General features: G+C 68.4%; 14 protein-coding genes. 10 read left to right on the forward strand and 4 right to left on the reverse strand.

What is annotated here, in order from left to right:
• Positions 1-51 precede the first annotated feature (51 nt).
• Positions 52-867 carry a hypothetical protein gene (locus tag AC3ERS_RS29775; RefSeq protein ID WP_431971442.1) on the forward strand — a complete coding sequence of 272 codons (816 nt, stop codon included), beginning with the start codon at positions 52-54 and terminating at the stop codon, positions 865-867.
• A 12-nt stretch (positions 868-879) separates the two neighbouring features.
• Here the strand turns inward: AC3ERS_RS29775 and AC3ERS_RS29780 are convergent, their stop codons facing one another.
• A complete protein-coding gene (locus AC3ERS_RS29780; protein WP_431971443.1) occupies positions 880-2,337 on the reverse strand; it encodes a CCA tRNA nucleotidyltransferase in 1,458 nt (485 codons plus the stop codon).
• A gap of 640 nt (positions 2,338-2,977) precedes the next feature.
• Here AC3ERS_RS29780 and AC3ERS_RS29785 point away from each other — a divergent pair.
• The 8 genes from AC3ERS_RS29785 to AC3ERS_RS29820 all read left to right on the forward strand — a co-directional run bounded on the left by AC3ERS_RS29785 (position 2,978) and on the right by AC3ERS_RS29820 (position 15,175).
• Positions 2,978-3,514, forward strand: coding sequence for an NUDIX hydrolase (locus AC3ERS_RS29785; protein ID WP_084501546.1), 537 nt, complete (start codon positions 2,978-2,980; stop codon positions 3,512-3,514).
• Positions 3,511-6,042 carry a DUF6049 family protein gene (locus AC3ERS_RS29790; RefSeq protein ID WP_431971444.1) on the forward strand — a complete coding sequence of 844 codons (2,532 nt, stop codon included), beginning with the start codon at positions 3,511-3,513 and terminating at the stop codon, positions 6,040-6,042. The genes AC3ERS_RS29785 and AC3ERS_RS29790 overlap by 4 nt, the downstream gene beginning before the upstream one ends.
• Before the next feature lie 636 nt (positions 6,043-6,678).
• Positions 6,679-10,575: a murein biosynthesis integral membrane protein MurJ gene (locus AC3ERS_RS29795; protein ID WP_431971456.1), complete on the forward strand. Its 3,897-nt coding sequence runs from the start codon at positions 6,679-6,681 to the stop codon at positions 10,573-10,575.
• A gap of 219 nt (positions 10,576-10,794) precedes the next feature.
• A complete protein-coding gene (gene sigM, locus AC3ERS_RS29800) occupies positions 10,795-11,424 on the forward strand; it encodes an RNA polymerase sigma factor SigM (protein ID WP_431971445.1) in 630 nt (209 codons plus the stop codon).
• Positions 11,425-11,544: 120 nt separating this feature from the next.
• Complete coding sequence (locus AC3ERS_RS29805; RefSeq protein WP_431971446.1) at positions 11,545-12,381, forward strand: hypothetical protein; 837 nt, start codon at positions 11,545-11,547, stop codon at positions 12,379-12,381.
• A gap of 88 nt (positions 12,382-12,469) precedes the next feature.
• Entirely contained in the window at positions 12,470-13,456 is a 987-nt protein-coding gene (gene trxB / locus AC3ERS_RS29810; RefSeq protein ID WP_431971447.1) for a thioredoxin-disulfide reductase, read from the forward strand.
• A gap of 35 nt (positions 13,457-13,491) precedes the next feature.
• Entirely contained in the window at positions 13,492-13,818 is a 327-nt protein-coding gene (gene trxA / locus AC3ERS_RS29815) for a thioredoxin (protein ID WP_431971448.1), read from the forward strand.
• Between the two features lie 160 nt (positions 13,819-13,978).
• The gene (locus AC3ERS_RS29820; RefSeq protein ID WP_431971449.1) at positions 13,979-15,175 is read left to right on the forward strand and encodes an N-acetylmuramoyl-L-alanine amidase; all 1,197 of its coding nucleotides are present in this window, start codon (positions 13,979-13,981) and stop codon (positions 15,173-15,175) included.
• Between the two features lie 55 nt (positions 15,176-15,230).
• Here AC3ERS_RS29820 and AC3ERS_RS29825 read toward each other — a convergent pair whose 3' ends face one another.
• From AC3ERS_RS29825 to AC3ERS_RS29835, 3 genes are all read right to left on the reverse strand, one after another.
• Complete coding sequence (locus AC3ERS_RS29825) at positions 15,231-15,959, reverse strand: GNAT family N-acetyltransferase (RefSeq protein ID WP_431971450.1); 729 nt, start codon at positions 15,957-15,959, stop codon at positions 15,231-15,233.
• A 250-nt stretch (positions 15,960-16,209) separates the two neighbouring features.
• Positions 16,210-17,235, reverse strand: a complete 1,026-nt coding sequence (locus tag AC3ERS_RS29830; RefSeq protein WP_431971451.1) for a ParB/RepB/Spo0J family partition protein — start codon at positions 17,233-17,235, stop codon at positions 16,210-16,212.
• A gap of 70 nt (positions 17,236-17,305) precedes the next feature.
• Positions 17,306-18,256: a ParA family protein gene (locus tag AC3ERS_RS29835; RefSeq protein ID WP_431954254.1), complete on the reverse strand. Its 951-nt coding sequence runs from the start codon at positions 18,254-18,256 to the stop codon at positions 17,306-17,308.
• Positions 18,257-18,915: 659 nt separating this feature from the next.
• Between AC3ERS_RS29835 and AC3ERS_RS29840 the strand changes: the two genes are divergently transcribed.
• Positions 18,916-19,380 carry a hypothetical protein gene (locus tag AC3ERS_RS29840; RefSeq protein WP_431971452.1) on the forward strand — a complete coding sequence of 155 codons (465 nt, stop codon included), beginning with the start codon at positions 18,916-18,918 and terminating at the stop codon, positions 19,378-19,380.
• The last annotated feature ends 2,538 nt before the right edge of the window (positions 19,381-21,918 follow it).

The following is a 21,918-nucleotide window of genomic DNA, read 5'->3' on the forward strand; positions in this document are numbered from 1 at the left end:
TCCCCGTACGAATGGTCGCACCGCTCGGCGGCAAGTACCCTCGAAGCAATCATGGCCACGTATTTCGATCCGAAGTCATGGTCACCGCTGTGGGCCGTCGACTTCGGCAAGCGCCTGTTCGATCAGTCCTGGCTGGAGCAATGGATCGCGACGACCACCTCGTGGATGGATCCGGTCGTCGACCTCGGCTCGGGCACGGTCACGGCGCTGATGCCGGACGCACTGATGACGGTGCTGAGCGAAGGCATCCTCAGCAGGTTCGGCGGCCAAGAGGTCAACGCCACCCTGCTCGGCCACGAGGTGAACGCGACGCTGCAGGTGTTGAAGGTGCGCAGGCGCGGAGCGCACTTCCAGACCAAGACGGTGCTGTCGCGGCTGAGCTGGGACGAACACCCCATCGAAGCGGTGACGGTGATCGCGCACGGCGTCCGGTTGATCCCCGGCGTCCCGACCAAGTTGCGGGCGTCTCAGCTGGACGTGGAGGCCACCGTCACCACGGCGGCCCTGGTCGGCTGGCTGAACACCCTGCCGCTGGATTGGCAGCTGAGCGTGCACCAGAGCGGCCTGATCGTGGCCAGGCACCGAAAACGCAGGCTGACCGCGCTGGTCGACGCCGCGGTCGAGAACAACCTGCTCACCGTCGAGATCCACCGGGCCAACTGGCTCGGCGTCCGGATACCGCGGCGCGCGATCACCGCGCCCGCGCTGCTGCTGGAGAACCTGCCGCGGCACGCCCGCATCGCACACGCCGTCCGCGAGGGCGACCTGGTCCGATTCCGCGCGGACCTGCCGGAGACGACCGGCTCGTTCGACCTGGCGCAGATCCGCAACGCCATCGTCGCGGGCACCACGCTCATCGTCTTCTGAGCGAAAGCCTTTTCAGCTCTGCGACTTCCACCATTCCAACAACGCCGCCTCGGCTTCCTCGCGGGTCAGCGGGCCGCGGTCGAGGCGCAGCTCCTTGAGATAGTTCCACGCCTTGCCGACCTCCGGGCCGGGCGGCAGGCCGAGCAGCTCCATGATCGCGTTGCCGTCCAGGTCGGGGCGGACCTTGGCCAGGTCCTCCTCCTGCTGGATGCGCTCGATCCGCACCTCGAGCTCGTCGTAAGTGGCCTGTAGCGCGGCCGCGCGGCGCTTGTTGCGGGTGGTGCAGTCCGCGCGCACCAACTTGTGCAGCCTGGGCAGCAGCTCGGCGGCGTCGGTGACGTAGCGGCGCACCGCGGAATCGGTCCACTGCCCCTTGCCGTAGCCGTGGAAACGCAGGTGCAGGAAGACCAGCCTCGCCACGTCCTCGGTGAACTGCTTCGGATACTTCAGCGCGCGCATCCGCTTGCGCACCATCTTGGCGCCGACCACCTCGTGATGGTGGAAGCTGACGCCGCCGCCCGCCTCGTTGCGCTTGGTGTCGGGCTTGCCGATGTCGTGCAGCAGCGCCGCCCAGCGCAGCACCAGGTCCGGATCGCCGTCCTCGAGGTCGATGGCCTGCTGAAGCACGGTCAGGGAGTGCCAGTACACGTCCTTGTGCTGGTGGTGCTCATCGATCTCCAGCTTCATGGCGGGCACCTCGGGCAGCACCCGCTGGGCGAGACCGCTCTCACACATCACATTGATGCCGTCGATCGGATGCGCGCCGCCGATGAGCTTGTCGAGTTCGGTGCGCACCCGCTCGGCGGTGATGCGATCGATCTCGCCCGCCATCGCCTCGATGGCCACGCGCACCCGCGGCGCCAGTTCGAAGCCGAGCTGGGAGACGAAGCGGGCGGCGCGCAGCATGCGCAGCGGATCGTCATGGAACGAATCCTCCGGCGCCGCAGGGGTGTCCAGCACACCGGCCAGCAGCGCGTCCATGCCACCGAGCGGATCGATGAACTCGAGCGAACCGTCCGCGGCGATCTTCACGGCCATCGCGTTGACGGTGAAGTCGCGGCGCACAAGATCGCCTTGGAGCGTGTCGCCGAAGGTGACCTCCGGATTGCGCGACACCCGGTCGTAGGAGTCGCTGCGGAAGGTGGTGATCTCCAGCTGCTGATCGTCCTTGGCCGCGCTGACCGTGCCGAACGCCAGGCCGCCGGTATCCCACAGGTGGTCGGCCCACCCGCGCATCAGCTCCTGCACCTGCTCGGGCCGCGCGCTGGTGGTGAAGTCCAGATCCGTGCCGAGCCGCCCGAGCACCGCGTCGCGCACACTGCCGCCGACCAGATACAGCTCGTGCCCGCGCGCCGCGAACAGTTCACCGAGTGGCGTGAGCACATCGGCGAGCCCGCCGAGAGTGACCGCCGCCGCGGCCAGCAACCGGGTACGCCGCTCCTCGGAAGACAGCGGAGCTGGATCGGTCACTTGCGCATCCTCGGACTTGGGCGAAACCACGAAGCAGCAGCTTACCGAGCCGGGAAAAGCGATTTTCCGGGACGCGACCGAACAACCGCCTCGGACGAAAGGTGACGTCCATCCCACCTGACAAACCGATGGTCACAACCACTCCGGGCAGCCCATGAAGCGAACTCCCACATCCCCAACCACCCCGAGGGTGAGTCTTACGAGCCCGTTCGCGGCCGTCTCGCTTCCCAGCGGCCGAGACGCATGCGACGCAGTCGCGAGTCTCGCCCCAAGCAAGCCAGCCGCAAAGATCTGGAATCCACGCAACATCCCATCCCCACTCACCCACCACGGAGCGAGCCCGACAAGCGACCGTTCGCGGCCATCTCGCTTCCCAGCGACCGAGACGCATGCGACGGCAGTCGCGAGTCTCGACGCCTACCAAGTCAGATGTAAGAGCCTTGAACTCACGCAACATCGCACCCTCACCTGCCCCACCACGGAGCGAGCCCGACGAGCGACCGTTCGCGGCCGTCTCGCTTCCCAGCGACCGAGACGCATGCGACGCAGTCGCGAGTCTCGGTCGCTGGGAAGCGAGACATAGAGGGCCGCGAACCCGCCGCGCGCCAGCGCGGCAAATTGAACACAGTAGGATTGCTTGGTGTCTCCGGCCGATCGCGCGAACAGTCGACGCCGCCAGCCTCGGCGCCGCGGTTCGGCGGCCAACGCGGCGAAACCGCGCATGCGTACCGTCCGGGAGACTTCGGCGGGGGGATTGGTCGTGGACGGTCTGGACGGACCGAGCGATAAACGCAGCGCTGCCTTGATCGGTCGCACCGATCGCCGTGGCCGGTTGCTGTGGTCGTTGCCGAAGGGTCATATCGAGGAAGGCGAGACGGCGGAGCAGACCGCGATCCGTGAGGTGGCCGAGGAGACCGGCATTCACGGCGTGGTGGTGGCCGAGTTGGGCAGTATCGATTACTGGTTCGTCACCGAGGGCCGCCGGGTACACAAGACCGTGCATCATTATCTTTTGCGTTCCGTCGGCGGCGAGTTGTCCGATGCCGACGTGGAGGTCACCCAGGTCGCGTGGGTTCCGTTGACGGAACTGGATTCTCGTTTGGCCTATGCCGACGAGCGCAGACTGGCCGAGGTGGCGAACCGGTTGATCGACCGGATGGAGACCGGCAAGCGATGACGCGTGGACTGTTCCGGATCATCGTGGCGGTCCTGACCCTGCTCGGTTCGATGACGGCCGCGCCGGTGTTGCTCGCCGCCCCGTCGGGTGCGCAGCCGAACGGGTCGAACAATTCCACGACGCCCAAATTCTTGAAGCTGTCGCTGGATTCGGTTTCGCCCTCGGCGGTGACCACGACCAGTGATTCGCTGCTCACGGTGTCGGGCACGGTGACGAACATCGGCGATCGCGTCGTCGACGACGTCAGCGTCCGTATTCAACGGGCCGCCGCGGTGTCGGCGCCGAGCGGGTTGCGTTCGGCGCTGCGGCTGGACCAGGTCAACTACGAGCTCACCGGTCCGTTCGAGGACGTGGTGGAGCGGCTCAGTCCCGGGCAGCGCAAGCAGTTCACGTTGAGCATTCCGCTGCGGTCGGACGACGACGCGTCGTTGCAGATCACCGAGCCCGGCGTGTATCCGCTGCTGTTGAACGTCAACGGCGAGCCCGCGTACGGCAGCCAGGCGCGGCTCGACGACGCACGGTTCCTGCTGCCGGTGCTCGGCCTGCCGCCGGCCGGGCCGAACGCCCCGCAGCCGGTGCCTGCGCCGAGCGACGCTCCGGTGGCGACGACGTTGCTGTGGCCGCTGGCCGACCGGCCGCGGATGGTGGCGGGCGTGCCGGGTTCGGTGAACGGGAACGTCGAGCTGACCGACGACGAGCTGGCCGCTTCGCTCGGCAAGGGCGGGCGCCTGGAGCAGCTGCTCGGCGCGCTGGAGTCGGCGCTCGGTTCCGGGGCGAGCCGGGATCGCGGCCTTGCCTCGGCGGTGTGTGTCGCCGTCGATCCGGATCTGCTGCTCACCGTGCAAGCGATGACCAGGGGTTACCGCGTGCTCGCCAGCCCGTCGGATCCGGACGGCGCGACGCGCGAGGGCACCGGCGCGGAGCACGCGCAGACCTGGCTGGACCGGTTGCGCACGCTCGCCTCGTCGGTGTGCACGGTGGCGTTGCCGTTCGCCCAGGTGGACGTGACCGCGCTGGCAGCGGTGAACGATCCCGAGCTGTCGGCCCGCGCGTTGCACGCGCCCGCGGAGATCATCGATTCGATCCTGGCGACCCGCTCGCTGCGCGGGGTCAGCCTGCCGGATTCCGGCAGCATCGACACGAGTGGCGGGAAGTTGTTGCGCAGCCACGGTTTCGGCACCGCCGTGCTGGCCGGCACGGCCGCAGTGCCGGTCGGCGAGGCGGGCTCGGCGGATTTCAGCAACGGTCGCGCGTCCGCGGGCGCGGAGACGGACGTCGCCGAGTCCGCGGCGCCCGAACTGGTCCGGCTACCGGACGTCACCGCGCACCCGACGCCGGAGCAGTCGCCCCCGGCCCCCGAACCCGGCGCACCGCCCGCCGCACAGCCGGACCCGGCCCTGCACGCGGCGACCTTCGACATCTGGTCCGCGACGGCGCTCGCCGCGGTCGGTTCGAATCCGCCGACGCCGTCGTTCACCCCCGACCGGGTGCGCTACGACGTCACCAACGACTCGCGCGCCGCCCGTCTCCAGGACGCGCTGGGCGCGGTCTCGTGGAGCGCGCTGCATCCGGAGCCGGGCAAGCCGCGCTCGCTGCTGCTGATGCCACCGCAGCAGTGGGGCGCCAACCGGGACGAGGCCGCCGCGCTGCTCGCGCAGCTGGAGCTGCTGGTCAGGAACAATCTCGCGGTGCCGCGCTCGTTCACGGACCTGCTCGCGCAGCCGCCGGACGCCCAACCGCACGAGCTCGACTATCTGCCGCAGGCCGCCGAGGACGCGGTGCCCGCGCGATTCGTGTTGCCGACCCGCGACCAGGGCCACCGAATCACCGAACTGATGCGAGCGCTGGTGGACGTGCCGGAGATCGAGCCGACGCCGCGCCAGTTCCTCACGCCGTTGCGCGACGACCTGCTGCGGGTCCTCTCCCTCTCCGATCGCCGCACCGGCAATGCCACCCAGCCGGACACCTTCGCGCAGCGACGGCTGGATCAGACGACCCGCACGATGGACAACCTGTACCGGTCGGTGACGGTGCTCCCGCCCGGCGGCGTGTACACGCTGGCCTCCGAGCAGAGCCCGCTGCTGCTGGTCGCGCGCAACGACCTGCCCGTCGCGATCCGCATCAGGTTCCGTATCGAGGCGCCCGCCGAGACGAATATCACCGACATCGGCGAACAGCAGCTTCCACCGAAGGGCACGCGGTCGTTCCAGATTCCCACCGAGGTCAGCGACAGCCGCAACCTGGTGATTCCGATTTCCCTCACCACCTCCGACGGTGTCGCGCTCGGCAACGCCACCTCGGTCTCGGTGCGTTCGAACGCCTACGGCCAGGCCTTGGCCATAATTACGGCATGCGCCGGACTGCTGCTCTTCCTGTTGGCCGGCCGCCGGCTCTGGCGGCGCTTCCGTGGCAAGCCCGATCCCGCGGACGAGGGTTTCGACCCGGGCATCAGGCGTCGGGTGAACAGGTACCGGCGTGCGCGCAAGCGAGTACTACGCGAACAGGATCACGGACACGATGAGGGATGATCGATCGGATGCCCTCACCGTGCGGGACAATCGGAGCATCGTCGTGCCCGCTCCGGCGCGGGCGCGTAAACCAGCACGGCGGGGGAGGCTCGATGGGCGAAACGCCGATCGGGCATGCCGGATGCGCAGGTCCGGTACGACACAGGAGGCATGATGAGCGACGATGATTTATCCGCTCATCGGTCTCGACCTGATGAACGACCTGACGGGCCGCCCGCCCGCCGGGCGCCCGCCGCACCTTGGGAGCGGGTCCGGCCGCAGAGCGAACCGCAGGAGGATCCCGGCATGACGCACCGGGACCCCTACGGCGAGTATCCGAGAGTGCCTCGGGTCAGCCGCCCGTCCGGGCCGCCGCAAGGCGGTCGGATGGCGCCGCCCTCGGGGCCCATGCCCGCGCAGCGCGGCCCGCTTCCCGGACAATCCGGCCCGATGCCCGCGCAGCACGGACCCGTCGGCCGTCCGCCCGTGCCGCCGCAACGGCCCGACGCCGCTCCGCATCCCGGTCAGCATCATTACCCGCCGCAGCCCGCCGGTCCCGGCGGACCGCGTCCTACGCCGCAGGGCCGCCCCGCGCCGCCCGCGCAGCAAGGCAGGCCCGCACCCCCTCCGCAGGGACGACCCGCACCGCCGACCAGCATGCCGCCCGGCCAAGGCAGGCCGATCCCGCGCACCCCGGCGCCGCCACAGCGTTTCGCGCCGCCGCCCCAGTACGCGCCGCAGCAGCCGAACCCGGCGCCGCTGCGGACCCGGACCGGGCCTGCCGCGCACAGCTCGGCCCAGGCCGACCGTCCGCCGGCCCACGACTGGGCGGTCACCGAGGCCGAGCCGGAGGCGGCCGAGAGCACGGAGAACACGAACGCTCGGCTGCTCAGGGACTCCGGTTCGATCGCGATCGCGACGCTGATCAGCCGAATCACCGGATTCGGTAAGCAGCTGCTGCTCGCCGCGGTACTCGGTCCGGCGATCGCCAGTGCTTTCACCTCGGCGAGCCTGATCCCGAACATGATCACCGAGCTGGTGCTCGGCGCCGTGCTGACCGCGATGGTGGTGCCCACGCTGGTGCGCGCCGAGAAGGAGGACCCCGACGGCGGGTCGGCCTTCGTCCGACGCCTGGTCACGGCCGCTTTCGTGGTGTTGTTGGGCGCCACGTTGCTGGCGACGGCCGCGGCGCCGTTGCTGGCGACGCACGTCTTCGTCTCCGCCGACGGCAAGGTCAACACCCAGCTGACCACGGCGCTGACCTTCTTGTTGCTGCCCGCGATCCTCTTCTACGGCATGTCGGCGCTGTTCACCGCGATATTGAACACCCGCCAGGTGTTCAAACCCGGCGCATGGGCGCCCGTGCTGAACAACGTCGTCGTGCTCGTTGTGCTCGGCCTGTACGCGGTGACGCCCGGTGAGATCACGCTCGATCCGGTGCGGATGAGCGATCCGAAGCTGCTCGTCCTCGGTATCGGCGTCACGCTGGGCGTGTTCACCCAGGCGGCGACCCTGCTGCCCGCGATCCGCCGCGAGGGGATCGACCTGCGGCCGCTCTGGGGCGTCGACACCCGGCTCAAGCAGTTCGGCATGATGGGCGCCGCCATCATCCTGTACGTGCTGATCAGCCAGGTCGGCCTGGTCTTCGCCAACCACATCGCCTCGACGGCGGACGAGGCGGGCCCCGCCATCTACTCGCTGGCCTGGCTGCTGCTCCAGCTGCCCTACGGCGTCCTCGGCGTCACGGTGCTCACCGCGATCATGCCGAGGCTGAGCCGCAACGCGGCCGAGGGCGACACCCCCGCCGTCGTCGACGACCTGTCCGTCGCGACCCGCCTGACGATGATCGCGCTCGTCCCCGTCGTCACCTTCCTGACGCTCGCGGGACCCCAGCTCGGCGAGGCGCTGTTCGGGTACGCGCGCTTCACCGGCGACGCCGAACGCCTCGGCTATGCCGTGAGCTGGTCGGCCTTCGCGCTGATTCCCTACGCGCTCGTGCTGATCCACCTGCGGGTGTTCTACGCGCGGGAGCAGGCGTGGACGCCGACCTGGATCATCCTCGGCATCACCGCCGTCAAGATCGCCTTCTCGGCGCTGGCGCCGGTCATCGCGGACAACAGCGATCAGGTCGTCATCGTGCTCGGCGTCGCCACCGGCCTCGGGTTCACCGCGGGCGCCATCATCGGCGGCTACCTGCTGCACCGCAGCCTCGGCGATCTGCGGATGGCGAACGTCGGCCGCACCGTCACCCGGGTCGTGCTCGCGTCGATCGCGGGCGGCGCGGTGATGCTGATCGTGGACAAGGTGCTCGGCCTGGAGCGGCTGTCGGAATCCATGGGCGGTCCCGGCTCGCTGATCCGCGTGACGATCACGGCGATCGTCATGTTCGCGACGGCGTTCGGGCTCATGCGTCTCGCCGGTATTCCGGAGATCGTCGCCATCACCGTGGCCATCTCCCGTCGCCTCGGCATCACGCCGCCCGCGCCGGATCTGGACCTCGATGGACCGGTCGAGGACCAGTACGCCACGCAGGTGTTCCGCAGGCCCGATCCGTACATGTACTCCGGCTTCGATCCGTACCTGGATTCGCAGGCCACGATGGTCTTGCCCGTGATCAGACCGGATGCTGTTGACCGCACCGGGCGGGGGGAGTTCCCGTACCCTGTTCGGCAGAGAAGCACAAGTGGCGAATTCGCCGGATCTTCGACATACCAGGGCGAAGGAGGAACCAGGGTGAGCGACGACGCGGCGGTGGGCGGCGTCCCAGCCGCCGATCCTTCTGCGCCCAAGGTCGGTGGCCTGTCCACCGACCATCCGCCCGCCGCGGAGAACCCGTCGGACCCCGAGCATACGAACGAGGAAGCGGTAGGCACTCCCTCCACCGACGGGCAGCACGGTCCGCGCGAGACCTCGCGCCAGGCGCCGCCGCGCGACCCGATGTACGACACCGGAATGATCCCCATTCCGCAGCTGCCGCCCACCGCGCCGGAAACGACGGCTTCGCGTCGAACTCCGCGCGGCCCCAAGCTGATTCCGGGCGCTTCGGTCGCGGGCGGCCGCTACCGCCTGCTCGCCAGCCACGGCGGCGCGCGTGGACTGAAGTTCTGGCAGGCGCTCGACATCAAACTCGACCGCGAGGTCGCGCTCACGTTCGTCGACGCCGATCAGAAGGCCACCGACAACTCCGGCCACGACGGTCCGCAGGCCATCCTTTCCCGCACGCTGCGGCTCGGCCGCATCAATTCGCCCGGCCTCGCCCGCGTTCTCGACGTGGTGCGCGGCAGCTCCGGCGGCATCGTGGTCGCCGAGTGGACCCCGGGTCGCTCGCTACGCGAGATGGCCGAGACGGTGCCGTCGCCGATCGGCGCGGCGCGGGCGATCCGCGCACTCGCCTCGGCGGCCGAATTGGCCCACCGCAGCGGCGGTTCGCTGTCCATCGACCACCCGGACCGGGTGCGGATCAGCGCGTCCGGTGACGCGGTGCTCGCCTTCCCCGGCACGCTATCCGATTCCGACGCGCAATCCGACGTGCGCGGTCTCGGCGCCATGCTCTACGCGCTCATCACCGCGCGCTGGCCGATCCGCTCCGGCGGTCTGACCGGCACCGCCGCCACCGTCGGCGGCTTGCGCCTCGCCGACTTCGGCCCGGACGGAACGCCGATGGAGCCGAGACAGATTCGGCCCGAGGTGCCCTTCGAGATCTCCGCGGTCGCGGTGCGCTCGCTGGAGTCGAACAAGGGCGTGCGGACCGCGGCCACCGTCCAGCACGTGCTGGAACAGGCCTCGGTCGTCGACCAGAAGACCGATTTCATTCCGGTGCTGCGGCTCGGGCAGCGGGCGCAGCCGGTCAACACCGACGATTCGCTGGCCGATCCCGAACTGCTCGCCGCGGAACGCGAGCGGTCGCAGCGCATGATGTGGATCATGGTCGGCCTCGGCATTCTGGCCGCGCTGGTGGTCGGCATCGTGATCTGGTGGATGGTCAGCGTTTTCGCGCCCGGCGCGTCCGAAGCACCGCTCGACGAGCAGCGCAATATCGGTCTGACCACCAACAGTTTGCCCTCGCCGACCACGCCGGCCGGAGCGATCCCTGGCAACCAGGCGTCCGAGGGCGGCGTCCCGGTCCCGGTGACCGGAGCGACCGTGTTCTCCCCGGAGGGCACGCCGGACAACGTCAGCGGCGTCGGCGCGGTGCTGGACAACGACCCGGCCACCGTCTGGCGCTCCGATCAGTACTTCCAGCAGTTCCCCGCCCTCAAGAAGGGCGTGGGGCTGCTGGCCACGCTGCCGAGCCCGGCGAAGCTGACGAACGTCTCGATCACCTCGCCGAGCCCCGGTACGTCCGTGGAAATCCGTACCTCGCCGACGAATTCGCCGACACTGGATCAGACCCAGCTGATCGGCACGGCCCAGCTGGCCGACGGCGTCACCGAAATCCCGGTCAGCGCAGACCAGTCCGCTCGTTACGTGCTGGTCTGGATCACCGGTCTCGGCCGCTCGGGAAACCAGTTCCAGACGACGATCGCCGATCTGCGGTTCGACGCCGCACCCTGATTCCACCCGGCCCGCGCGCCGAATTCTCGCCTGTTCCGGCGTATCCCATCCCGAGCGGTCTTGTTGCTGCCACTTCGGCATCCCCGATATGATCGGCTCGCGCTCTCAGTAGGGGAGCTTCCCGGGACCTGGTTTTTTCGATCCCGGATGCTGCGAAATTTTTTCGGCGACGACCGCTTCGCGCTGTCGTCAGTTGAGCGCACGTCCAAGGGGTTGGTCTTGTCGTCCGAATTGAACGAGGATTCCCACGCGGGAAGCTCGCGGGTCGCGTCCCGCGAGCGCTCGTTCGCGCTCGGCGAGCTCACCGACAAAGAACTGCTGAGCGCCCACGCGCGCGGCGAGCGCCACGCCTTCGCCGAACTGCTGCGCAGGCACAACGACCACCTCTGGCAGACCGCCCTGCGCACCTCCTACACCCGCGAGGACGCCGCCGATTCGCTCCAGGACGCATTGCTTTCCGCGCACCGCACCGCGGGATCGTTCCGCGCCGAGGCCGAGGTACGCAGCTGGCTGCACGCGATCGTGGTGAACGCCTGCCTGGACCGGATCCGGCGCAACAAGACCCGGCGGGCGATCCCGCTGTCACCCGAGACGCTGCCGGAGCCGCGCGACGAACGAGACGAGTTCGCCGAACTGGAGATGTCGATCGTGGTGGACCGCGCGCTGTTCTCGCTGCCGCCCGATCAGCGCACCGCTCTGGTCGCGATCGATCTGGAGGGGTATAGCGTGTCGGAGGCGGCCGCGATGTTGGGGGTTCCGGAGGGCACCATCAAGAGTCGCTGTGCCCGCGGCAGGCAACGCCTGCAAGAACGGTTGGAATTTCTCCGTGATCCGGGGAACCGGAAGTAGTGGCGATGCGTCATTAATAGTGACGAACACCTGAGCGATGTACATACGGTGCCCGCGAGTTCCCGCGGCCCGACCGCGGCAGACAAGACAGTTACGTCGGATGAGAACACTGGAGGTGCGATGGCGACCCGGTCCGTACCGCAGCCTCCATTTTCGCCGGAGCTGCTGGCCGACCTGCACGCCGACAACGTGGACCCCGAACTCGGCGCGCGACTGTGGCCCGCCGTCCGCGCCGACTCGGACGCCGTGCGCTACCTGCGCTCCCTGGACGAGGTGACGACGCGGATTCGCGCCCTGCGCGCCGACGAGCGCGTCGTCCATCCGATGCCCGAGGACGTCTGCGAACGGCTCGCGGCCTTCGTCACCGAACTGGAACTGGACGAGGAGCCGACCGAACGGGTCGCCACCATTCATCGGATCGGCACCGCGGCATCCTGGAACGGCGCCGCCCCCGGACACGACGCTGCCGTCGGAAGTCACAGCGCGCCAATGCCTTCCGAAGAGCGGACGGATAACCTCGCGGCGCCCGTCTCGCTCGACGAGCGTCGCGGAAGACGGTTGCGCTGGCTCGCCGCCGCGGCCGCCGCCCTCGCGGTGATCGCGGGGACCGCCATCGGCGCCCAAATGCTCCGCGTCGACGAAGTGACGCCCACCGCACAACCGACGCCGAGCAACGGTCCCCTCGGTGATGATCTGACCCCCACCGCCGCGCTCGCCGCCCTCGGCCGCAACGACGTCACCGGACCACTCGGCAACCGAGCCGCACTCGACCGCTGCGTCGCCGCCACGGGCATCGACCGAGCAGTCCTCGGGTCGATGAACATGAAGTATCAGGGCAAGGACGCGGTGCTCATCCTGCTCACCGGTCCCACCCAGAACAAGGTCACGGCGTTGGTCGTCGGCCCCGGCTGCACCACGAGCGACCCGCAGGTGAAGCAAGTCACCGACATCGGCTGACCGAGCACGGGCCGCCCGGCGCGGGAACAACAGCGTTTAGGCTGTTGTTGACCGTCACGTTCCCCCCAGATCTTCTCGGAAGGGCCCCATGAGCACGCCAGTTCGCGACCTGATCATCGTCGGCTCCGGCCCCGCGGGCTATACCGCGGCCGTCTACGCCGCCCGCGCCGAACTCGAGCCGTTGCTGTTCGAAGGCACCCAGTTCGGCGGCGCGCTGATGACCACGACCGAGGTCGAGAACTTCCCCGGCTTCCGCGACGGCATCATGGGCCCCGACCTGATGGACGAGATGCGCGAGCAGGCCAAGCGTTTCGGCGCGGACATCCGCACCGAGGACGTGGACGCCATCGACCTGAGCGGGCCGGTGAAGACGGTCACGGTGGGCGATCAGACCTACCAGGCGTACGCGGTCATCCTGGCCATGGGCTCGGCCGCGCGCTATCTGAACGTCCCCGGTGAGCAGCGACTGCTCGGCCGCGGCGTGAGCGCCTGCGCCACCTGCGACGGCTTCTTCTTCAAGGGCCAGGACATCGTGGTGGTCGGCGGCGGCGACTCGGCCATGGAGGAAGCGACCTTCCTCACCAAGTTCGCGTCGAGCGTCACTATCGTGCACCGCCGCGAGGAGTTCCGCGCGTCCCGGATCATGCTCGAGCGCGCCAAGGCCAACGAGAAGATCAAGTTCGTGCTGAACGCTGAAGTGCTCGAGGTGCACGGCGAGAAAGCGGTGACCAGTCTCACGCTGCGCGACACCCGTACCGGCGAGACCTCCGAGCTGGCCGCGACCGGTCTGTTCGTGGCGATCGGTCACGACCCGCGCAGTGAGCTGGTGCGCGGCCAAGTGGAGCTGGACGACGAAGGCTACGTGCAGGTCGAGCACCCGACGACGGCCACGAAGATCCCCGGTGTGTACGCCGCGGGCGACCTCGTCGACCACACCTACCGGCAGGCCATCACCGCCGCGGGTACCGGCTGCCGCGCCGCGATCGACGCCGAGCGCTGGCTGGCCGAGCAGGGTGACATCACCGCGAACACCCTGGACGCCGCGGGCCGGCCGGTCGCCGTGCCGACCAACTGATCTTCGCTCTCACCGATTCACCAAGGAGAAAACCCATGTCCGAGAACACGGTCACCGTGACCGACAAGTCCTTCGCCGACGAGGTGCTGCTCAGTGAGAAGCCCGTCCTCGTCGACTTCTGGGCGGCTTGGTGCGGTCCGTGCAAGATGGTCGCCCCCGTGCTCGAGGAGATCGCGAGCGCGAACGCGGACAAGCTGACCGTCGCCAAGCTGGACGTGGACGCCAACCCGGAGACGGCCCGCGAGTACGAGATCCTTTCCCTGCCCACTATGATGCTTTTCCGCGGCGGCAAGCCGGTCAAGCAGATCGTCGGCGCCAAGGGCAAAGCGGCCCTCCTCCGCGAACTGGAAGGCGAGATCTGACGACGCGAATCCACGACGCGCCGTAGGATGCCTGCACCACCCCCGTAATTGTCGGATTCCGGGGCAGGTCTGAGACAATCGACCGACGCTCCGTCGTGCGAGGGTGTATGCCGTCGCATGAGTGGGTACCCGGGTTGACGGAAGGAAAGGGCTCTCACGCATGCACCGACTTCGTCACGGTGATACCGGTCCAGCCGTCGCAGAGGTTCGGAGCACCCTGGCAAGTCTCGGCTTCCTGCACGCACACGCCATCGGCGCCGATCAAGGCGACGCGCGCGAGTACTGGAAGGACACCGAAGCCTCCTTCGATCACCACCTCGACTCCGCGGTCCGCGCGTTCCAGCAACATCGCGGGCTGCTCGTCGACGGTGTAGTGGGTCCGGCCACATACCGGGCCCTGAAGGAGGCGTCCTACCGGCTGGGCGCGCGCACGCTGATCTATCAGCTGTCCGCGCCGCTGTACGGCGACGACGTCGCCACGTTGCAGCGCAAACTGCAGGACCTCGGCTTCTACGTTCATCGAGTGGACGGGTACTTCGGCCCGCACACCCACGACGCGCTCACCGCGTTCCAGCGCGAGATCGGTCTGGCCGCCGACGGCATCTGCGGTCCGGACACGCTGCGTTCGCTGGAGTTGCTCGGCGCGCGCGTCACCGGCGGCAATCCGCACCGCATCGCCGAAGAAGAGGTGGTGCACCGGGCGGGGCCGCAGCTCACCGGCAAGCGGATCGTCATCGATCCCGGTCTCGGCGGTCCCGACAAGGGGTACGCGGTGCCGAGCGAATTCGGCGACGTCTACGAGTCGGAGATCCTGTGGGATCTGGCCAGCAGGCTGGAGGGCCGGATGGCCGCCACGGGTATGGAGACCTTTCTCTCGCGGCCGTGGGGCGCCAACCCCACCGACGCCGAGCGTGCCGAGACCTCCAACGCCTTCGACGCCGACCTGATGATCTCGCTGCGCTGCGCCACCAACCCGAGCCCCTCGGCGAACGGTGTGGCCAGTTTCCACTTCGGCAACTCGCACGGCTCCGTCTCGATGATCGGGCAGGTGCTGGCCGGGTTCATCCAGCGCGAGGTGGTGGCCCGCACGTCGTTGCAGGACTGCCGGACGCACTCGCGCACCTGGGATCTGTTGCGGCTCACCAAGATGCCCACGGTCCAGGTCGACATCGGCTACCTCACCAACGACTACGACGCCTCGGTGCTCACCAATCCGCGCATGCGCGACGTCATCGCCGAAGCCATCCTGATCTCGGTGAAGCGCCTGTACCTGCTGGGCCAGGACGATCAGCCCACCGGCACGTACACCTTCGCCGAGCTGCTGGCCGAAGAACTGGCCGCCGCCGACCGGGCCTGAGCTCCATCTCGAACGAAAGCCCCTGCCGACTCCGGTCGACAGGGGCTTTCTCGGCTCAGCGTGCGCCCACCCTGGTAGGAGCTGTCATGGACGCGGCGGCGAGCAGCTGGTCGAGCGCGCGCTCCACGTCTTCCTTCCAACCGTGATCGGAATCCAGCTCCAGGCGCAGCCGCGGGAAGCGATGGTGCGGCGCGACGACCTTGAACCCGAAATCCTCCAGCAAGTCCGCATCGATCATGCAGGTCTGCGGTGAGCATTCGGTGGGGGAGGCCGCGGCGGAACCGCGGACCGGTGCGCCGATCCGTTCCATGAGCGTCATCGAACCGACCAAACGGTCCGAGAGGCGGGTGGCCGGCGGCTCGGTGCGAATGCCGAACGCCTCCAAGGCCCGGACACCGCGACGCACCAGATCCGCCACCACGGCCTGCACCAAGCGGTGGGCGACGTCCTCGTCACGGTGCGGAAATTCGGTGCGCAGTGTCGTCAGCAGAATGGCGTCCGGGCTGACGGGGGAGGTGGGGAACAGCGACGCGCGCGGCACGGCACTGGGCGGCGAGTACAGCGCACAGCCCGCCACGCTGCCGTCCACGTTCGCCACCTGGCCGCACGATCCCCACTCGAGCATGACCGTCGACAGCCAGGCTTCCTTTTCGAAGACCGGATCACTGAATGCTCGCGAGTCCTCCGCGACGGCGGGATCGATCTCCCAGAAGACACAGCGACGAGCATGCGCGGGCAGCTTGTCCAGTCCGCCGAGGGTAAGTGCTGTGACGCTGGTCGACACCGCTCTGCTCAGCCTCCAGCTGTCCGATTCATCCACGCTCACGCCGCATCAACGTCTTCTCGCCAGCAAGAATAAGCGATCAAGCGAACCCGCCTCATTCCACGTCGCTGTGCTGTTGGTCGAAGCCCTCGTGCCGGGCCGATTGCGCGCGGAATGCCGGTGTGGCACCGCGGTTTTCGACGCCGTCACAGTGACGTTTCGACGCCGGGCCCGTACTTACCGTTAACACGGGGTTATTTTGCCTTTTCTGTTACTGACCGAGCTGCTCTTGTTCCATCAGACCGACGATGCGTTCCAGATCTTCCACGGACCCGAACTCGACGACGATCTTGCCCTTGCGTTTGCCGAGGCTCACGGTGACTCGGGTGTCGAACGAATTCGACAGGCGCTCGGCCACGTCCTGTAAACCGGGCATGTGGATCGGCTTGCGCCGGGGAGCCGGGGGAGTGGCCGCATCCGGGTCGCGGTTGGCCAGCGTGACGGCTTCCTCGGTGGCCCGCACGGAGAGTCCCTCCGCGACGATGCGGGCGGCCAGCACCTCCTGTGCGTCGGCGCCCGCGTCCAGTCCGAGCAGGGCGCGCGCGTGGCCTGCGGACAACACGCCCGCGGCGACCCGCCGCTGCACCGGGATCGGCAGCTTCAGCAGACGGATCATGTTCGTGACGACCGGACGGGATCGACCGATCCGGGTGGCCAGTTCTTCGTGGGTGACGTCGAATTCTTCGAGCAGCTGCTGGTATGCGGCCGCCTCTTCCAACGGATTCAGCTGCACCCGGTGGATGTTCTCCAGGAGGGCGTCGCGCAGCATCGACTCGTCGGCGGTCTCCCTGACGATCGCCGGGATCGCTTCCAGACCGGCCTCCTGGGAGGCCCGCCAGCGCCGCTCACCCATGATCAACTGGTAGCGGTCGACGCCCGGCTCGACGCGGCGCACCACGATCGGCTGCATGAGCCCGAATTCGCGGATGGAGTGCACCAGCTCGGCGAGCGCTTCTTCTTCGAACACCTGTCGCGGCTGCTTCGGGTTCGGCTCGATCTGATCGGGCGGAATCTCGCGGTAGATCGCGCCGCCGGGGGAGGCGAGATCGGCCTCGTCGGCGGTTTCGGTGGGATCGGGGACGCGGTGCAGATAGGCCGAAGCGGGCTGCGGACCGACGGGATCGAGACCGATCACGACGTTGGCCGCGGCGCTGCCGAGACCCTGCGTGGCCGCGGGGCCCGTCGGGATCAGCGCGGCCAGACCGCGCCCTAGCCCACCCTTCTTCGCCTGAGTCATCGGCCCACCGATCCCTTCCCTCGTTCGCCACCGACCCGGGTCACGCCGACCCGGGTCACCAGTACCCGAATCACTCCGCGCCGTTCGCGGCCTGCCGGGCCATCGCCCGCTGGGCCATTTCACGTCCGGCGTCGAGGTAGCTCATCGCACCCCGGGAGCCTGGATCATAATCGAGCACGGTCATCCCGTAGCCCGGAGCCTCCGAGACCTTCACGCTGCGCGGAATCACCGAGCGCAGCACGACATCGCCGAAGTGGCCGCGCACCTCCTCCGCGACCTGGTCGGCGAGCTTGGTGCGGCCGTCGTACATCGTGAGGATCACCGTCGACACGTGCAGCTCGGGATTCAGGTGGGCCTGCACCAGCCCGATATTGCGCAGCAGCTGACCGACGCCCTCCAGCGCGTAGTACTCGCACTGGATCGGGATCAGCACCTCCTTGGCGGCAACCATCGCGTTGACCGTCAGCAGGCCGAGGGACGGCGGGCAGTCGATCATCACGTAATCGATGTCGTAGCCCGCGATATTGGCCTCCTGGATAGCCCCCTTGAGGCGGCCCTCCCTGGCGACCATCGAGACTAGTTCGATCTCCGCACCCGCGAGATCGATCGTCGCCGGGATGCACAGCAGCCGCTCGTTGTGCGGACTCTGCTGGATAGCGTCCTTGACGGAGACCTCGCCGATGAGCAGTTCATAGCTGGAAGGGACACCCGAGTGATGCTCGATGCCGAGCGCAGTGCTGGCATTGCCCTGCGGATCGAGATCGATCACGAGCACCTTCATCCCCTGATGCGCCAGGGCCGCGGCAAGATTCACCGTCGTGGTCGTCTTACCGACCCCGCCCTTCTGATTCGCGATGGTGATGATCCGTTGCTCGCGAGGTTTCGGCACTGTCACCTTTCCTGGATGCAAGATCTGACTGGCGCGCTGAGCTTCGGCCGCAATCGGGGTCTCACTGGGGGAGATGTGCCCGAACGGTGTGCTTCCGAAGGCCTCCGCATCGAAGTTGCTGGAGTCCAGCATCCCCGGCACGCGCGACATGGTTTCCCGTGAAACATTCGCCGGACCGCTCGACATAGACAGCTCCTAACCAGAGAACTACAGACCACGTGCTCTCGGCCCATGCCGACGCCGTGTTTCAACAGCCTGTGTCGGATCGAACATGATGCTCCATCGGGATGGCGTCCGATCAACCGAGCGGAGCTGTCCCGCACACCACATCCCACCGTGGCACCAACGCTCACGCCCGACGCACACTAGCTTGCCAGCACTGAGCGCTAGAAGAAAGTTGAATCGCGGCGACACGCAGATAGCCGCGAATCAGCGTTGCGCACCGCAGGAATTCCGGCGGGGAGGTGGTTTGCACTGGGGGGATGGGGGTTCGGGGGCGTCCGGTTTCGGTTTTCGGGCGCGTGGAGGTTGGTCCGGCAGTGCAGTTTGGTTGAGATAGGGGCTCGTCTTTTCGATGTTGGGGCTGGTTGCGGCGATGTCGTGGGTAGGGATCTGCGCATCTGTTGCGGCAACGGGTGGGCGATGTTTCACGTGAAGCAATGTGTTTGTTGGTGCGGTGCCGGATCGCTGTTGCGTTAGTTCCGAAGGGGCGGTGGTGCTTCGGGAGGCGGCTCTGGAGTCGTCCGCTTGGGGGATCCGCCGGTTGTCGTCGGTCTGCTGTAATCGGGCGAGTGTGGGGATGGCGTTGCTCGTCGGTTGTCCTGTTATTGCTTGTCAGTCATCGCTTGTCATCAGTTGGCTTGTCGCTGGTGGCTTGTCGCTGGTGGCTTGTCGCTGGTCGTTGGTCCGCCTTCGGTTTCGGCTCCGCCTTCGGTTTCGGCTCCGCCTTCGGCTCCGGCTTCGGCTTCGGCTTCGGCTTCGGCTTCGGCTTCGGCTTCGGCTTCGGCTTCGGCTTCGGCTCCGGCATCGGCTCCGGCATCGGCTCCGGCATCGGCTCCGGCATCGGCATCGGCTCCGGCTCCGGCTCCGGCTCCGGCTCCGGCAACGGCAACGGCAACGGCAACGGCAACGGCAACGGCAACGGCAACGGCATCGGAGGGCGGGTTACCAAGAGCAGCAGGGGAGTCCAGAGCGCGAGTTGCCGATGCGCGGTTGACGGCACGCCGCCGCTCCCACCAATGAGCCGCCCGACGTAGCCGACAGGGAAGATCCGTCCCTCGAATCGCTCCGAATCCTCCAGCAATGACAGCGCTCCGAGCTCCGCACTGTTTCGACGCAACTGCTCTAGTGCAAGTACCTCCGGCGCGACTGCTCTGCTACAAGTACCTTCGGCAGCGCCGCTCTGCTGCGAACACCCCCCGTCTGACTGCTCTGCTACAAGTACCTCCGGCACCGCCGCTCTGCTGCGAACACCCTCCGTCTGACTGCTCTGCTGCGAACACCCGCAGTACGACTGCTCTGCTGCAAGCGCTCTCGGCAGGACTGCTCTGCTGCGAGCTCTCTCGGCACGATCGTTCTGATGCACGCACTCCCGGCACGACCGCTCTGTCGCAGCTGGTCCCAGCGCAACCGCCGGCGCGACTGACTCATCGGCACCACCATTGGGGGCTGCCGTCCGCCTCGGCGAGGAAGGGCGCGGAAAGCAACTGCCGGTCCTCGGGGAGCGGGCCGCCACTTTCGACTACACGTCCGCGCACGGCATTCGCGGCGACACTGCACTATTGCGAGTTCACGAGAGAAGCGGTCGGGCTCCGCGGGCTCCGTCCCACGCTGGCGGCAGCCGCGAGCCAACCACCGCAGCTGAACAGTTCGGAGCCCCACGGCGAAAACATCCAAACCACAACACCCATCAGCGCGCGCAGAGCGACTCGACTCCGAAGGAAGTCCGGGAACCCCTCGCGCATCGAACTCTAACCAGCTCGAGCGCCGACGCCCGGCATCGATGCTTCACGTGAAACATCGATCGAACCCTCCCCATCCCCCAAGGGAAGTCTCCACTCGCACCCACGTCCATCCGCACAGCCGCTCCGCTACCCCACCACACCCCCACCCATCTCCCGACGACGGTGCGAATCGGCTTGATACTGCGCCGGATACCCCAGAGACACAGCAATGCTCGCCCCCGGTCGCGCTCACTACACGGCAGATCCAAGCCGACCATGCCAACGGGTCAACGCACCAGGACGACTCTGTCGATCCGAATCGCATCCCTCTCCCGGCTGGCTGAACCACGACTCGACTCCGCCCCCGACTTCAGCCTGAGCCTGGCCCCGACTTCAGCTCCGGCCACGCTACCGCCGACCCTCCGACTCTGGCTGCGGCGACGGCTCCGCCTCGTGCGGCGGCTTCAGCTCCGGCTTCGGTTCCGCCCTGGCTCGAGCCCCGGCCCCGGCCCGGTCTTCGGCCCCCTGCCCCGGCTTCGCCTCGGCCCCGGCCCCGGCTACGGCTTCAGACGCGGCCCCGGCTTCAGCCCCAAGCTGCGCCACCGCTACCGGCCCCGGCACCGGCTTCAGCTCCTGGCCCCAACTTCACCTCCAGGCCCCGGCGCCGACTTAAGCCCCCACAGGTCCGGCTGCGGCGCCGCCTACGGCACCGACTTGAGCTCCGGCCCCGACCGGAGCTCCGGCTCCGGCTCTGATTGCGGCGGCCGCGGCTCCGGCAGCGGCTCCGGCCTCCGCCCTGGCTGTGGCTGCGGCTGCGGCTGCGGCTGCGGCTGTGGCGCAAGCTCCGGCTCCAGCCCCTCTGCCCCTCCGGCTGCGGCCGAGGTCCGCCTACGGCGCTGGCTTCGGCTCTAGCCCCGGCCCAGTTCCGGGTCTGACTGCGGCGGCCCCGGCTTCAACTCCTCCTCCGGCCCCGGCTTCGGCTCCTTCTCCAGCCCCGGCTCGAGGTCCAGCACCGGCTCCGGCTCAGCTTCAGCTCCTGTCCCCGGCTTCAGATTCGGGCTCAGCTCCACCTCCACCTCCGCCGCCCCTCCGGCTGCGACTCGGCGTCAGCTCCAGCCCGTGCCGTAACTCCGGCCCCATCTCCGGCCCCATCTGCGGCTCCAGTTGCGCTTCAGCTCCAGATTCAGCTCCAGATTCGGCCCCAGCTCCGGCTTCAGATCCGGCTCCTCGCCGCCCCTCGAGCCTCCAGCTGCGGGTGCGGGTGCGGCGCTGCCTTCAGCACTGGCTCCAGCTTCGGCTCCGGCGCCGCCTCCGGCCTCGGCTCCGCGTCCCGGCCCAGCTCCGCCTCCGACCCCGCCGCTCCTCCACACCATCACCCGCGTATCTCCCGACGATGCGAATCTGGTTACTGCTGGGCCGGATAACGCAGAGACACGGGAACTCTCGGACCTCACAGCAACGCGCCACGCGGCAGGCGCGAACCCTGCCATCCCAACGGAACAGCGCGCCAGGAAAGTCCTCTCGCTGATACGAATCGCAGCCCTCGCCCCGACTGGCTGGACAACGGCTCGACTCCGCCCCGGCTTCGGCTCCACTCCGGCCCCGGATCCAGCTTCGGCTCTAGCATCGCCTCCGGCCCGGCTTCAGCTCCGCGCCGCGTCCAGCTGCGGGTGCGGGCGCGGCGTGGGCTGCGGCTCCAGCACCTCCTCCAGCTTCGGCTCCAGCACCGCCTCCGGGTCCCGGCCCCGGGCTCCAACTCGGGCCTCAGCCGCAGCCTCAGCTCCGGCTAGAGCCGCTTCGGCCCCGACTCCAGCACCGGCTCGAGCTCCGCTTCGGGCTCCGGCTTCGGCT

The sequence above is a fragment of the Nocardia sp. bgisy134 genome (assembly GCF_057708325.1).